Source organism: Humidesulfovibrio idahonensis (assembly GCF_054657715.1).
This window is the reverse complement of record NZ_BAAHYE010000002.1, coordinates 412,592-425,297: the sequence shown is the minus strand read 5'-3', so window position 1 is coordinate 425,297 and position 12,706 is coordinate 412,592. Positions and strand designations below refer to the sequence as shown.

11 protein-coding genes and 1 pseudogene are annotated in these 12,706 nt (G+C 66.6%); 6 read left to right on the top strand and 6 right to left on the bottom strand.

Features of this window, described 5'->3' with window-relative positions; translation table 11 throughout:
- Positions 1-266: 266 nt before the first annotated feature.
- The 4 genes and pseudogenes from cbiD to ACYQ4W_RS02250 form a co-directional block, all read right to left on the bottom strand.
- Positions 267-1,397 (bottom strand): annotated as a pseudogene (gene cbiD, locus ACYQ4W_RS02265) (cobalt-precorrin-5B (C(1))-methyltransferase CbiD); the annotation flags it as partial.
- A 251-nt stretch (positions 1,398-1,648) separates the two neighbouring features.
- Positions 1,649-3,229 carry an SDR family oxidoreductase gene (locus ACYQ4W_RS02260; RefSeq protein ID WP_459852315.1) on the bottom strand — a complete coding sequence of 527 codons (1,581 nt, stop codon included), beginning with the start codon at positions 3,227-3,229 and terminating at the stop codon, positions 1,649-1,651.
- Positions 3,230-3,232: 3 nt separating this feature from the next.
- The gene (locus ACYQ4W_RS02255) at positions 3,233-3,481 is read right to left on the bottom strand and encodes a hypothetical protein (RefSeq protein ID WP_459852313.1); all 249 of its coding nucleotides are present in this window, start codon (positions 3,479-3,481) and stop codon (positions 3,233-3,235) included.
- Positions 3,439-4,047 carry a cysteine hydrolase family protein gene (locus tag ACYQ4W_RS02250; RefSeq protein ID WP_459852311.1) on the bottom strand — a complete coding sequence of 203 codons (609 nt, stop codon included), beginning with the start codon at positions 4,045-4,047 and terminating at the stop codon, positions 3,439-3,441. The genes ACYQ4W_RS02255 and ACYQ4W_RS02250 overlap by 43 nt, the downstream gene beginning before the upstream one ends.
- A gap of 293 nt (positions 4,048-4,340) precedes the next feature.
- Here ACYQ4W_RS02250 and ACYQ4W_RS02245 point away from each other — a divergent pair, with 293 nt between their 5' ends.
- Entirely contained in the window at positions 4,341-5,540 is a 1,200-nt protein-coding gene (locus tag ACYQ4W_RS02245) for a DUF2325 domain-containing protein (RefSeq protein WP_459852309.1), read from the top strand.
- Between the two features lie 212 nt (positions 5,541-5,752).
- Here the strand turns inward: ACYQ4W_RS02245 and ACYQ4W_RS02240 are convergent, their stop codons facing one another.
- Positions 5,753-6,298 carry a cysteine hydrolase family protein gene (locus ACYQ4W_RS02240; protein ID WP_459852307.1) on the bottom strand — a complete coding sequence of 182 codons (546 nt, stop codon included), beginning with the start codon at positions 6,296-6,298 and terminating at the stop codon, positions 5,753-5,755.
- A gap of 130 nt (positions 6,299-6,428) precedes the next feature.
- Positions 6,429-6,881, bottom strand: coding sequence for a hypothetical protein (locus ACYQ4W_RS02235; protein WP_459852305.1), 453 nt, complete (start codon positions 6,879-6,881; stop codon positions 6,429-6,431).
- 404 nt (positions 6,882-7,285) lie between these two features.
- On the opposite strand from ACYQ4W_RS02235, the gene ACYQ4W_RS02230 reads away from it, so the two are divergent.
- From ACYQ4W_RS02230 to lptE, 5 genes are all read left to right on the top strand, one after another.
- On the top strand, positions 7,286-8,503 hold the full coding sequence (locus ACYQ4W_RS02230; protein ID WP_459852302.1) for a bifunctional 3,4-dihydroxy-2-butanone-4-phosphate synthase/GTP cyclohydrolase II: 1,218 nt from the start codon (positions 7,286-7,288) through the stop codon (positions 8,501-8,503).
- A 41-nt stretch (positions 8,504-8,544) separates the two neighbouring features.
- Positions 8,545-9,015 (top strand): 6,7-dimethyl-8-ribityllumazine synthase, encoded by a 471-nt coding sequence (ribH, locus tag ACYQ4W_RS02225; protein ID WP_459852300.1) that lies wholly within the window; start codon positions 8,545-8,547, stop codon positions 9,013-9,015.
- Between the two features lie 68 nt (positions 9,016-9,083).
- Positions 9,084-9,617, top strand: coding sequence for a transcription antitermination factor NusB (nusB, locus tag ACYQ4W_RS02220; RefSeq protein ID WP_459852298.1), 534 nt, complete (start codon positions 9,084-9,086; stop codon positions 9,615-9,617).
- Positions 9,618-9,647: 30 nt separating this feature from the next.
- The gene (gene leuS, locus ACYQ4W_RS02215) at positions 9,648-12,164 is read left to right on the top strand and encodes a leucine--tRNA ligase (RefSeq protein ID WP_459852295.1); all 2,517 of its coding nucleotides are present in this window, start codon (positions 9,648-9,650) and stop codon (positions 12,162-12,164) included.
- A 19-nt stretch (positions 12,165-12,183) separates the two neighbouring features.
- Positions 12,184-12,705 carry an LPS assembly lipoprotein LptE gene (lptE, locus tag ACYQ4W_RS02210; RefSeq protein ID WP_459852293.1) on the top strand — a complete coding sequence of 174 codons (522 nt, stop codon included), beginning with the start codon at positions 12,184-12,186 and terminating at the stop codon, positions 12,703-12,705.
- The last annotated feature ends 1 nt before the right edge of the window (position 12,706 follow it).

Genomic DNA, 12,706 nt, shown 5'->3' with positions numbered 1-12,706 from the left:
CCGCCCTCCAGGCCGAAAACCACATAGCGCACGTCGAGAGTTGTGGCCGCGCCCACTTCCGCAACCGCGCCGGAACGCCCCACCTGGGCAGGGTGCAGACCGTCTTGCGCCGCGCTCTCGGCGTTCGCTTCCGCACGCTCCGCAGCGGGCAAAGCCGACCTTGCGCCGGAGCCGCCTGCCGCACAGGACGAACCTGCGCCCGTTGCGGCATTCTCCGCGACTGCCGAGCCTGCGGCCCTTTCCGCGCTTACCCGGTCAGAGGAATCCGAGCCGGACAGATCCTCACGGGACAGATCCCCGCCGGACAAATCAGCCCCCGCGCCCTGCCCTGCCTGCGCCGCGGTAATATGCCTTCGGGCCGCGGCCTTGGCCTGGGTCACCAGCAGCGCGGTCAGCCGCGCCGCGACAGCGCCGGGCAAAAGCGCCAGCGCCTGGGCCGCTGTGTTGGCCTGGGCGACGGCGCTCGCCTGCGCCTCGTCCGCGCCCGCCTCCCGCGCCCACTCGGCCAAGAGGGCGAAGTCGAGCTCCACCTCCCGCGCGTGGGTGCTGGCGAAGCCCTGGGCCTGCTTCACCAGCTTGCCGAAGAACACGGCCCAGACCACGCAGGTGAAGCCGCGCCGCGCCGCGTCCTGCATGGACTGCGCGAAAAAATCCGCCGCCTGCGCGAGGCAGACGTCCGGCGTGAAGGGAAAGCGCTCCTGAAAAAAGCGCTCGCTGCGGCGGCCAGTGGTCAGCACCGCGCAGGCGTGCCCGGCGGCGCGGGCCACATCCAGGCTGCGGCGCACGCACTCGGCCCAGGCCCCATGGCTGTATGGCCGCACAATGCCGCCCGTGCCCAGGATGGAAATGCCGCCGATGATGCCCAGGCGCGGGTTCAGGGTGTGGCGGGCCATGGCCTCGCCCTCCGGCGCCTCGATGACCACCAGCGCGATGCCCTTGAAGTCCTCGGGCAGCACCTCCAGCACGCTCTGGCGTATCTGCGCCATCGGGCCAGGGTTGATGGCCGCCTGCCCAACCGCCACGGGCAGGCCGGGCAGCGTCACCGTGCCCACGCCCTTGCCCCCGCCGATGAGCACGTGCGGCCCCACGCCGGAAAAAGCAGGGTCCAGGGTCACGTGCGCTTCGATGCGCGCGCCGTGGGTGGCGTCCGGGTCGTCGCCGCCGTCTTTGACCACGCCCGCGCGCACGCCCAGACCGTCGTCGGCCGCGTCGGCTATGGCGATGGTGAGGCGCGCGCCCTGGTGCGGCGGCGGCAAAGGGATGTCCACGCTCTGCGGAACCACGCCGGTGAGGGCGAACAGCGTTGCCGCGCGGGCTGCGGCGGCCGCGGCGGAGCCGGTGGTGAAGCCCTCGCGGAGCGTGCCGCCGCGCGGCTGGGCGTCGGGCGAATGACCTTCAGGCGACTGACCTTCAGGCGACGGGCTCCTGTGAGCCTGGTCTGCGGAAGGATGGCCGCCGCACGACTGGTCCTTGGACGACAAGGTCTTGGACGCCGAGACAGCGGGCGGGTGCGCCATTCGCGGCTGGCCCGTCTCCGGCTGTTCGGGGTGAAGCTCTTTCGCGCCCAGAGTGTCGTTCACATCTTGACGGTGCGCCTTGGGTGCGCAGACAGCGGGCTTGCGGGGAGGGGCCCCGGCGGCGCGCCGGCTCATGCGCCGGCCTTTTTTGGCCCAAGCTTGGTGGGGCCGGAAAGGATCCTGGCCTTGGCCGCGCGGGCGATGTTCCGCAGCATGGCCGGAAACAGCAGACCATGGGCCGGGTACATGCTCCACCAGTAGGCCAGCCCCCACAGGCCGCGCGGGCGGAAGCTGGTGAGCAGCGAAAGCCGCGTGCCGCGTCCCGGCGCGCCTTCCATGTCCTGCGGCTCCAGGCGCAGTTCAAAGGTGGCCGCGCCCGGCACCTTCATTTCCGCCAGCAGCAGCAGACGGCGCTGCGGCTCGGCGTCCAGCACGCGCCAAAAATCCAGGGCGTCGCCCACGCCGAGACGCTCCGGGTCGCGGCGGCCGCGCATGTGCCCCGGCCCGCCGATGAGCTTGTCCGCCAGGCCGCGGATGCGCCAAAGGACATCGCCCGCGTACCAGCCGGTCGCGCCGCCGATGCGCGTCACCGCTTCCCACACCTGGGCCGGGGGCGCGTCCAGGGTCACGGCGTAGTCGGCGGTGAAGAGCGTGCCGCCCGCAAAGGGCGCATCGCCCGCCTTGGTCCACTCCGCCGGGCTGTCCACGGGGCAGCTCGTCCGCCCGGAAAGGAAGTCCGGCGCGCAGACGCCGCCCGCGTCGAAGCAGCAGCTGGGGGCCGGGCCTTGCGTCGTCTCGGAAAGGGCCTGGGCGATGGCCTCGTGGCAGGAGAGCAGTTGCTGCGGCACAAGTTCCAGAATGCGCTTGTCGCGGCACACGACCTCGTTGCGCAGGCCCTCGATGAGCGGACGGATGAGGTGCGCGGGCACCGGGGTGATGAGGTTCACCCAGTGGGCGCTCAGGGTGGGCGTCAAAAAGGGCACGGGAATGATGAGCGGCGCGCGCAGGTGCGCGGCCCGGGCGAAGATGCGGAAAAGTTCGGCGTAGGTGACGACATCCGGACCGCCGATGTCCAGCGTGAGCCCGGCCGTGGCCGCGTTCTCCAGGCAGCCCACAAGATAGCCCAGCACGTTGGACACGGCTATGGGCTGGCAGCGCGTGCGCACCCAGCGCGGGGTGATCATGAGCGGCAGGCGCTCCACAAGGTTGCGGATGATCTCGAAGCTGGCGCTGCCCGAGCCGAGGATGACGGCGGCGCGCAAGACCGTGGCGGGCACCGGCCCCTCCGACAGGATGCGCCCCACTTCCGAGCGGGAGCGCAGATGCTCGGAGAGTCCGGCCTCGCCGGTTTCTTCCGTGGCGCCAAGGCCGCTGAGGTAGATGATGCGCGAGACGCCTGCCTCGGCCGCGGCCTGGGCCATGTTCTGCGCGGCGTCGCGGTCGGCCTGGGCGAAGTCTCCGCCCGCGCCCATGGAGTGCACCAGATAAAAGGCCACTGTGCAGCCGCGCATGGCGGCGGCAAGGCTCGCCCTGTCCGTCACGTCGGCGGGCAGGATGCTCAGGCCCGGCTGCGCGCCCCAGGGCCGCGCGGCCAGCTTGCGCGGGCTGCGCACCCCGGCGCGCACGGCATACCCGCGCGAGAGCAAAAGCGGCACCAGCCGGCCGCCCACATACCCGGTGGCTCCGGCGACGAAAACCGCGCCCGGCTCCACGGGCTAGTCCTTACGCTGCCAGCCGAGACGGCGGTAGCACTCGTCCATGGCGGGCTTTTGCGCGGCCTCTCCTCCTTGTGGTCCGATCTTGTCCTTGCAGAACTGCGTGTCCTCGATGAACTGCTTGTCCTCCTTGCGCGGGTCGGCAATGCGCGGGTGGGTCCAGTCTTTGGAGGGCGGCAGGCAGCCGCCGAGCACGCACGGCAGGATTATAGCGAGACCGAGGCTGGCAAGAAGGGATTTGCTGCGCATGAAGAATGTGACCTCCAGGTTCGGGGAAGATCGATGTCCGCGGCGTTGACGACCTTGGCGAACACGGCGCCGAGTGCTGCCAAATACGCGGCCTGGACATCGGCGGCGGGCACAATGCGGCCGCAGTATTCCAGGTCGCGCGTGGCGCAGGCGTCGGCCACCAGACGGCAGGGAAAGCCCAGGTCGAAGGCGGCGCGCACGCCTGTGTCTACACACATATGCGTCATCATGCCACAGATGGTCAACCTTGTGGCCGTGAACCGCTGCAACACGGCCATGAGCCCCGTGTGGCGGAAAGAATTGTGGTCGTGCTTGCTGATGACGGTCTCCGTGGGCAGGGGGGCCACCAGGGGGTGGATCTCCGCGCCCTCGGTGCCGGGATGCAGAAAGGTCGCGCCGGGCTGCACGCTCTCGTGGCGCACGTGCACCACGGGCAGGCGCGATGCGCGGAAACGGCCCAAAACAAAGGCGGCCTTCTCGGCCGCTTCTTCCGCGCCAACGAGCTCCATGTGCCCGCCGGGGAAATAATCTTTTTGTATGTCGATCAGAATCAGTGCTTCGCTCATGTCTTGCCTCGCGAATGTTTCAGGACAGTTAGCCAACTTCCGGGGGGGTCCCTACCAGCATTCCGCGGGAAGGCCAATGTGCAAATTTCCACGGATTTTCCGGCTGATTCCCCCCTTCAATCGGCATCCGCGATGACGCAAAGTCATTCAGATTCGAGGCATAGAAATACATCTTGACTTTGGAATTCAATTTCAATTAAACACGTGGCGTCGGCTGACCACAAAAGTTTTTCCACAAACATCCGCTGACGCAAAACCGCCGCAAGCCCGGCACAACGAGAAAGGAGGCGCCCATGCTCAAACGCAACATGTGGGATCACGCGGACTACCACTGCCCCATCGTCGGCACCTGTCTCACCACCGCGGAGCTGCGCAAGCTGGCCGCGCGGGTGGGCCTCATGCTGCCCCAAAACGTTTCGGACTATGAGCTGCACGGCGCTTTCGTCACCCTGGCCAAGCGGGCGGAAAGACCGGCCAAACTTGTGCAGAAATTTCTGGACCGCAAGTTCAAGCGCCAGATGAAGCGCTTCTCCAAGGTCGAGGGCGACGAGGCCCTGTGGACCCTGTGGACCGAAATGGCCGATGCCGGCGACATCCCCGGCGCGTTCTGGTCGGTCATGCGCCACCAGGGCGCAAGCGAAACGCTGCTCGCCCAGATTTACGGCGAGGTGCACATGCTCTCGCATCTGGTCGGGGCGTCCACGCGGGCGGACCTGCGCCGCCTGGCCGAGACCCAGGCCCGGGTGGAGCAGTTGGAAAGCGCCCTGGCCGAGCGCAAGACCGTGCTGCGCGACGCCGTTTCCGTGTGGAAGCGCCGCACGCTGGAGCTGGAGCGGGAGCTGGCCGCCGAGCGCGCGCAACGCCGGAAGGTGGAGCGCGAGCGCCTGAGCCTGCGAGAACTGCTGGAGAATCGCGGCATCCAGGAGCTGGAGCAGGACCGCCACGCCCTGGCCGCCCAGCTGGAGCATTTTCAGGATCGCACCGTGGAGGCCGAGGCCCAGGCCCGCCGCCAGGCCGTCATCATTGAGGGCAACTACCGCGAGGAGGCCGCCCTGCGCGCCGCCCTGGCCGAGCGCGACCGCGAGATGGAGGCCTTGGAGCTGGCCGCGTTGGCGGGCCTGGGGCGGCAAACGCCCTGCGGCGGCGCCTGCGACGATCCCGCCGCCTGCCCCTGCCCGCACCTGCGCGGCAAGTGCGTGCTGTACGTCGGCGGCCGCAGCGGCCTCAAGGGCCAGTACAAGATGCTGGGCGAGCGCTTCGGCTGCGAACTGCTGCACCACGATGGCGGGCTTGAGCAGTCGCCGCAGCACCTGCAGCAGATGCTCACCCGCGCCGACGCCGTGGTGTGCCCGGTGGACTGCGTGAGCCATGACGCCTGCGCCCTGGTGAAGCGTTTGTGCCGCAGCAGCATGAAGCCCGTGCTCTTCGCCCGGTCGTCTGGGCTGTCCAGCCTGGCGTCGTCGCTGGCCCAGCTGGACCGGGCCTGCCAGTAGAGAGAAAGCATCAAGGGGCGCCGCCCCTTGGACCCACCAGGGGGTATGCACCCCCTGGACCCGCAAATGGGGCGAAGCGCCTGGGCCACATGCGCTGTCGGGTCTGTTCACCATATGAGGGGGACCGGGGGGAATCATTCCCCCCGGCGGAGGGCGCGGGAGGCGGAGCCTCCCGGTAAATCGAGGAGAGAGCCCGGCCTCCCGGCCTTCGCTTACGGCAGCTTCACGTCGGCGGCGTTGACGACCTGCGCGAACACCGATCCCAGCGCCGCCATGAACGAGACCTGCACCTCGGCCGCCGCCGCAGCGCGGCCGTCAAAGGCCAAGTCGCGCGTGGCGCAGGCGTCGGCCACCAGCTGGCACTCAAAGCCCAGGTCGAAGGCGGCGCGCACGGTGGTGTCCACGCACATGTGCGTCATCATGCCGCAAACGGTGAGCCGCGTGGCGGCAAGCCCACGCAGGTGCTCCAGCAGCGCCGTCTCGCGGAAGGCGCTGGGATAGTGCTTCAGGATGACGGCCTCGCCGGGCAGCGGAGCCACGCAAGGATGGATCGCCGCGCCCTCGGTGCCGGGCAGAAAGAACGTGGAGCCGGGGCGCACGCTCTCGTGCCGTATGTGCACCACGGGCAGTCCGGCGGTGCGGAAGCGCGCCAGCACGCGCGATGCGGCTTGGCCGGCCTTATCCGCGCCGACGAGCTCCATGCGCCCGCCGGGAAAGTAGTCGTTCTGGATGTCGATGAGGAGGAGCGCGTCAGACATGGGGAACCTCGCGTCTTGATATTATGAAGCCGTGCAAAGCATACATTCGGCGCGAGGTCGCAGCAAGACCGCGTCTGCCGGGTAGGGAGGCGCTCCGCCCGGCAGACGCGGTCGAGCCGCAAGGCCCGGTCTACTGGTTCAATGGAATCACAATGGGCTTCTGCAAATTCGGCAACCCTCCCTCCACCGGGTACAGGTGCGCCTGGACCGGACAACCGGCTTCAGCCTTCACGCCCTTGGTCAGGGCAAGAACGCCGACCGAAGCGGTGGCAAGCCCTGCAAGGCTCGTCATGGTCTCTGGGATCTTCGCGTCGGTCTTCTGCCCGACATTGGTGATCATGCCGTTGCTGAGCGCCACGGAAAGGTCCGACGTGCCGTAGCCGGACACAAAGCGCACCTGACGCTTTTCGGCTGGAAGCATCAGGACCGTCGCCGAGGAAACGCAATCCTTGTTGGTGGAGACAAAAAGAAACGGCTTGGCCTCATAATATGTCAGGCCTCTGTCCTCGCCAAAGTCCAGCCGGGCGCACCCGGCAAACACGATGGCGGCAACGATGCAACACGACACTGCAAACTTGTTCATGCTTCCCCCCTGGTTGTGGTTGGACAACGCGGGCCGCGCGCCAAACGGCGCGGCGGCGTCAGGTCCCGGAGGGCGAGAAAGAGAAAAGGCCAGCCCAAAGCCTCCGGGCGGCTCGCCTTGCGCCAGCCACCCTGAAACGACCCTTTGTCGTGCCATTGCATATTTAATTTTCTACGTAAAGAGGGGTGCCGTATTTTTCTTGCAGCCGGTGCCCCACAGGTTCGCCGGCAAGCTGCGTACACGGCAAAAGACCGCGTGCTCGCGGCACAACACGCTGATTTACAACGATCATTTTCGCCCTTCACAGCCGCCGCGTTTTGAGGTAGACGAACAGATTCCGTTGTTTGAGAATCCGGCCCGGCTGCCCAAAGGCCGCCCCGCGCCCCCAAGAGAGAGGTTCATCCATGCCCCTGTGCACCATTGAGGAAGCCATCGAGGACATCCGGCAGGGCCGGATGGTCATCATGGTGGACGACGAAGACCGCGAGAACGAGGGCGACCTGGTCGTCGCCGCGGAAAAGACCACCCCAGAAATCATCAATTTCATGGCCAAGTTCGGACGCGGCCTCATCTGCCTGGCCATGGAGCCGGCGATGATCGACCGCCTGGAGCTGCCGCTCATGGCCCAGTCGAACGAGTCCAAGTTCGGCACCAACTTCACCGTCTCCATCGAGGCGCGCGAAGGGGTCACCACCGGCATTTCCGCCTTTGACCGCAGCCGCACCATCTTGACGGCCGTGGCCGACGGCGTGAAGCCCCACGACATCGTGACCCCCGGCCACGTGTTCCCGTTGCGCGCGCGCAGCGGCGGCGTGCTGGTGCGCGCCGGCCAGACCGAAGGCAGCGTGGACATCGCCCGCCTCTCCGGCATGAAGCCCGCCGGCGTCATCTGCGAGATCATGCGCGACGACGGCGAGATGGCCCGCATGCCGGACCTGGAGATATTCGCGGCCGAGCACGGGCTCAAAATCTGCTCCGTGGCCGATCTCATCAAACACCGCATGAAGTTCGGCGGCAAGGCCATCACCAAGATCGCCGAGGCCGACATGCCCACCCGCTGGGGCCACTTCAAGACCTCGGCCTTCCACTCCGAGGCCGACGGCCGCACGCACATCGCGCTCTTCAAGGGCGACATCAGCCCGGACAAGCCCGTGCTGGTGCGCGTGCACAGCGAATGCCTCACCGGCGACGTGTTCGGCTCCATGCGCTGCGACTGCGGCGACCAGCTCGCCGCGGCCATGTGCATGATCGAGAAAGAGGGCGCGGGCGTGCTGCTCTACATGCGCCAAGAGGGCCGGGGAATCGGCCTGGGCAACAAGATCCGCGCATACCACCTGCAGGACGAGGGCTACGACACGGTCGAGGCCAATGTGAAGCTGGGCTTCAAGCCCGACCTGCGCGAATACGGCACCGGCGCGCAGATCCTGGTTTCCCTCGGCGTGTGCCAAATGCGGCTCATGACCAACAACCCCAAGAAGATAGTGGGGCTTGAGGGCTACGGCCTCAAGGTCGTGGAGCGCGTGCCCATCGAGATGGCCGCCTGCTCCGTGAACGAGCGCTACCTGCACACCAAGAAAGAGAAAATGGGCCACATGCTGACCTTCAGCGAGACGGCGAAATAGCCCCGGCCATCCGCACCATATCTTCCGAGAAGGAGACGACCATGCACCACATCAAGACCATCGAGGGACAGCTCGACGCCAAGGGCCTCAAAGTGGCCATCATCGCCAGCCGCTTCAACGACTTCATCGTCGACAAGCTCATCGGCGGCGCGGTGGACGCCCTGACCCGCCACGGCGCCAGCCGCGAGGACCTGACCCTGGTAAAGATCCCCGGCGCTTTCGAGATGCCGCTCATTGCCAAAAAGCTGGCCGCCACGGGCAAATACGACGGCATCGTCTGCGTGGGCGCGGTCATCCGCGGCGCCACCCCGCACTTCGACTTCGTGGCCAACGAATGCGCCAAGGGCCTGGCCATGGTCAGCCTGGAATTCGGCATTCCGCTGGGCTTCGGCGTGCTCACCACGGACAACCTGGAGCAGGCCATTGAACGCGCGGGCAGCAAGGCCGGCAACAAGGGCGTGGACGCCGCCATGGCCATGCTCGAGACCGCCCGCGTCGCGTCGCAGATCTAAAAGCACAAGCGCCCGCGCAAGCGGCGCATTTCCGGGCGGACCGCAAAGGCCCCCGGCAGGAGCACCCGGTGACAGTAACGGACAAGAGCAAAGGATCGCGCCGCCAAGGCCGCACGTTGGCCTTCCAGGTCATTTTCGGCCTCGGCTTCGACCCCCAGGAAGAACAATCCGCGCTGCGGCGCGCGTTTGCAAGAAACCCAGCCGTCGAGGACTGCGAGAGCGAGGAGGCCGTGGCCTTCGCGTCGCAGCTGGTCATGGGCGCCTGCGAGCACATGGCCGACATCGACAAAGTCATCGGCAAACATTCCGACCACTGGAAGATCGGGCGCATCGGCAAGGTGGAGCTGGCGATTCTGCGCCTCTCCCTTTACGAGATTCTGCACCGCCAGGACATTCCGCTCAAGGTGGCCATCAACGAGGCCATCGAGCTGGCCAAAAGCTTCGGCGACGAGAACTCCCGCGCCTTCGTCAACGGCATTCTGGACTCCGTGGCCAAGGCCGTGGACCAGGGCCGCTTCGGCGACGTGGACAAGAAGATCGACAAGAAGACCGAAAAGAAAATCGACAAAAAGGCCGAGACCAAGGCCGACGCGGCCAAATAGCCGCACGCTTCAAGGGGAGGCATACGAGAGATGGGCTTCGGCAAGTACGATCCGCAGCAGGTTGAGCAGAACTGGCAGAAGAAATGGAACGACAACCGCTGCTTCGAGGTGGAGGTCGATCCCTCGCGGCCCAAGTACTATGTGCTCGAAATGTTCCCCTACCCCTCCGGCAAGATCCACATGGGGCACGTGCGCAACTACTCCATCGGCGACGTTGTCGCCCGGTACAAGCGCATGCGCGGCCACAACGTGCTGCACCCCATGGGCTGGGACGCCTTCGGCCTGCCCGCCGAGAACGCGGCCATAAAGAACAAGACGCACCCGGCCGCCTGGACCTACTCCAACATCGCCGACATGCGCACCCAGCTCCGCCGCCTGGGCTATTCCTACGACTGGCGGCGCGAAATCGCCACCTGCCGCCCGGAATACTACAAGTGGGAGCAGCGCTTCTTCATCCAGCTGCTGGAAAAGGGCCTGGTGTACCGCAAGAACTCGCCCGTGAACTGGTGCGAGAGCTGCAACACCGTGCTTGCCAACGAGCAGGTGGAGGAAGGCCGCTGCTGGCGCTGCGACGGTCTTGTGGAGCAGAAGCAGCTGGAGCAGTGGTTCCTCAAGATCACCGCCTACGCCGAAGAGCTTTTGCAGGACCTCAAGATGCTTGAGGGCAGCTGGCCCGACCGCGTCATCACCATGCAGGAGAACTGGATCGGCAAAAGCGTGGGCGCGCAGATCACGTTCCAGGTGAAGGATTCCAGCGAGACCATCGAGGTTTTCACCACCCGGCCCGACACCCTCTGCGGCGCCACCTTCATGAGCCTGGCCGCCGAGCATCCCATGGTCGAGAAGCTCATCAAGAACAGCCCCGAGGCCGAGAAGGTGCGCGCCTTCTGCCGCGAGGTCGCCAACATGGACCGCATCAAGCGCGGGGCCGACGACCTGGAGAAGGAGGGCGTGTTCACCGGCGCATACTGCGTCAACCCCATCACGGGCAAGGACATGCCCATCCACGTGGCCAACTTCGTGCTCATGGGCTACGGCACCGGCGCGGTCATGGCCGTGCCAGCCCACGACCAGCGCGACTTCGAGTTCGCCCGCAAGTACAACCTGCCCATGCAGGTGGTCATCGAGCCCAAGGGCGAAACCCTCGACCCCGCCGCCATGGAGTCCGCCTATTCCGACCCCGGCGTGCTGGTGAATTCCGGCCAATTCGACGGGCTGCAGAACCAGCAGGCCAAAGCCGTCATCATCGAGCACCTGGCGAAAAACGGCCTGGCCAAGCCCACGGTGAACTACCGCCTGCGCGACTGGGGCATTTCGCGCCAGCGCTTCTGGGGCGCGCCCATTCCCGTGGTGCACTGCGAGAAGTGCGGCATCGTGCCCGTGCCCTTCGACCAACTGCCCGTGCGCCTGCCCGAGGACGCCCAGGCCCGCGCCGACGGCCGCTCGCCCCTGCCCCTGCTGGAAAGCTTCGTCAACGCCACCTGCCCCAAGTGCGGCGGCCCAGCCCGGCGCGAAACCGACACCATGGACACCTTCATGGAGTCCAGCTGGTATTTCATGCGCTACACCAGCGCCAGGAACGAAGACGCCCCGTTCGATGCCGAGGCCCTCAAGTACTGGATGCCCGTGGACCAGTACATCGGCGGCATCGAGCACGCCATTTTGCACCTGCTCTATTCGCGCTTCTACGTGAAGCTGCTGCGCGACCTGGGCTACACCGAGCTTGCCGAGCCCTTCCAGAACCTGCTCACCCAGGGCATGGTGCTCAAAGACGGCGCCAAGATGAGCAAGAGCAAGGGCAACGTGGTGGACCCCAACTCCATGATCGGCAAATACGGCGCCGACGCCACGCGCCTGTTCATTCTCTTCGCCTCGCCGCCGGAAAAGGACCTGGAATGGAGCGACGCCGGCATCGAAGGCGCGTTCCGCTTTCTGAACCGCATTTGGCGCCTGGCCGAGGAACTGGACGAGGCCGGGGCGCTTTTGCCCGTGGGCCCCGCAGCGCCTGTGTCCGCGCTGGCCAAGGGCGGCGAGCTTTCCGCCCCGGCCAAGGACCTGCGCCGCAAGGAGCACGACTCCGTGCGCAAGGTCACGCGCGACATGGAGAACAAGTTCCAGTTCAACACGGTCATCGCCGCGCTGATGGAGCTGGTGAACGAGATGTACGCCCAGAAGGACACGCTGAAAAACGTTCCCGGCGGCGCGGCGGCCTTGTCCTCGGCCATGTCCACGGTGCTCACCCTGCTTTCGCCCGTTGCCCCGCACATTTGCGAGGAACTCTGGGCGCACATGGGCCACAAGGGCCAGCTGTCGGCCATGCCCTGGCCGGGGTACGACGAATCCGCTCTGGTGAAGGACGAGATGGAGCTGGTGGTGCAGGTGAACGGCAAGGTGCGCGGCAAGCTCATGGTTTCCGCCCTTGCCAGCAAGGACGAGATCAGCGAATTCGCCATGACCCACGAGAACGTGCTCAGGCACCTGGAAGGCAAGAGCATCAAGAAGCTCATCGTGGTGCCGGGCAAGCTGGTCAACGTCGTGGCCGGATAACCCGCCGGAGGAAATCGTCATGCGCAGGCTCGCCCTGAATCTGGCCCTTTTGACGGCCCTGGCCCTGGCCCTTTGCGGCTGCGGCTACACCTTCACGGGCATGGGCTCGCCGGATTCCGAGGACGCGGCCTCGCGCCTGGCGCCGGACATGCGGCAAATGACCCTGGTGCGCGTGGACAATCCCACCACCGAGGCCTGGATCGAGCCCCGTCTGCGCTCCCTCATCCGCGACGAATTCAACCGCCGCAGGCTCGTGACCTGGGTGGAGAAGGCCAAGGCCACCAGCCTGCTCACCATCGTCATCAAGAAATACACGCGCGGCACCTCCATCGCCGGCCAGAAGGACCAGTCCGTGAAGCTCAGCGCGGGCATCACCGTCACCTTCCGCGTCACCCGCGCCAGCGACGGCGCGGTCATCTGGGACTCTGGCGAGCAGAGCCAGAACGAGTCCTTCTACCCTGGCGACGCCGACGGCGCGGACCAGCGGCTCACGGACCTGCTCGTGCGCCGCATGGCCGACCTCATGACCGAGAACTACTAGG

What these genes read in the sequence shown, in the direction of transcription:
- ACYQ4W_RS02255 (WP_459852313.1), bottom strand. Translation starts at nt 3,481, where the DNA reads ATGCGCAGCAAATCCCTTCTTGCCAGCCTCGGTCTCGCTATAATCCTG.
- lptE (WP_459852293.1), top strand. Translation starts at nt 12,184, where the DNA reads ATGCGCAGGCTCGCCCTGAATCTGGCCCTTTTGACGGCCCTGGCCCTG.
- ribH (WP_459852300.1), top strand. Translation starts at nt 8,545, where the DNA reads ATGCACCACATCAAGACCATCGAGGGACAGCTCGACGCCAAGGGCCTC.
- ACYQ4W_RS02235 (WP_459852305.1), bottom strand. Translation starts at nt 6,881, where the DNA reads ATGAACAAGTTTGCAGTGTCGTGTTGCATCGTTGCCGCCATCGTGTTT.
- ACYQ4W_RS02240 (WP_459852307.1), bottom strand. Translation starts at nt 6,298, where the DNA reads ATGTCTGACGCGCTCCTCCTCATCGACATCCAGAACGACTACTTTCCC.
- leuS (WP_459852295.1), top strand. Translation starts at nt 9,648, where the DNA reads ATGGGCTTCGGCAAGTACGATCCGCAGCAGGTTGAGCAGAACTGGCAG.
- ACYQ4W_RS02230 (WP_459852302.1), top strand. Translation starts at nt 7,286, where the DNA reads ATGCCCCTGTGCACCATTGAGGAAGCCATCGAGGACATCCGGCAGGGC.
- ACYQ4W_RS02250 (WP_459852311.1), bottom strand. Translation starts at nt 4,047, where the DNA reads ATGAGCGAAGCACTGATTCTGATCGACATACAAAAAGATTATTTCCCC.
- ACYQ4W_RS02245 (WP_459852309.1), top strand. Translation starts at nt 4,341, where the DNA reads ATGCTCAAACGCAACATGTGGGATCACGCGGACTACCACTGCCCCATC.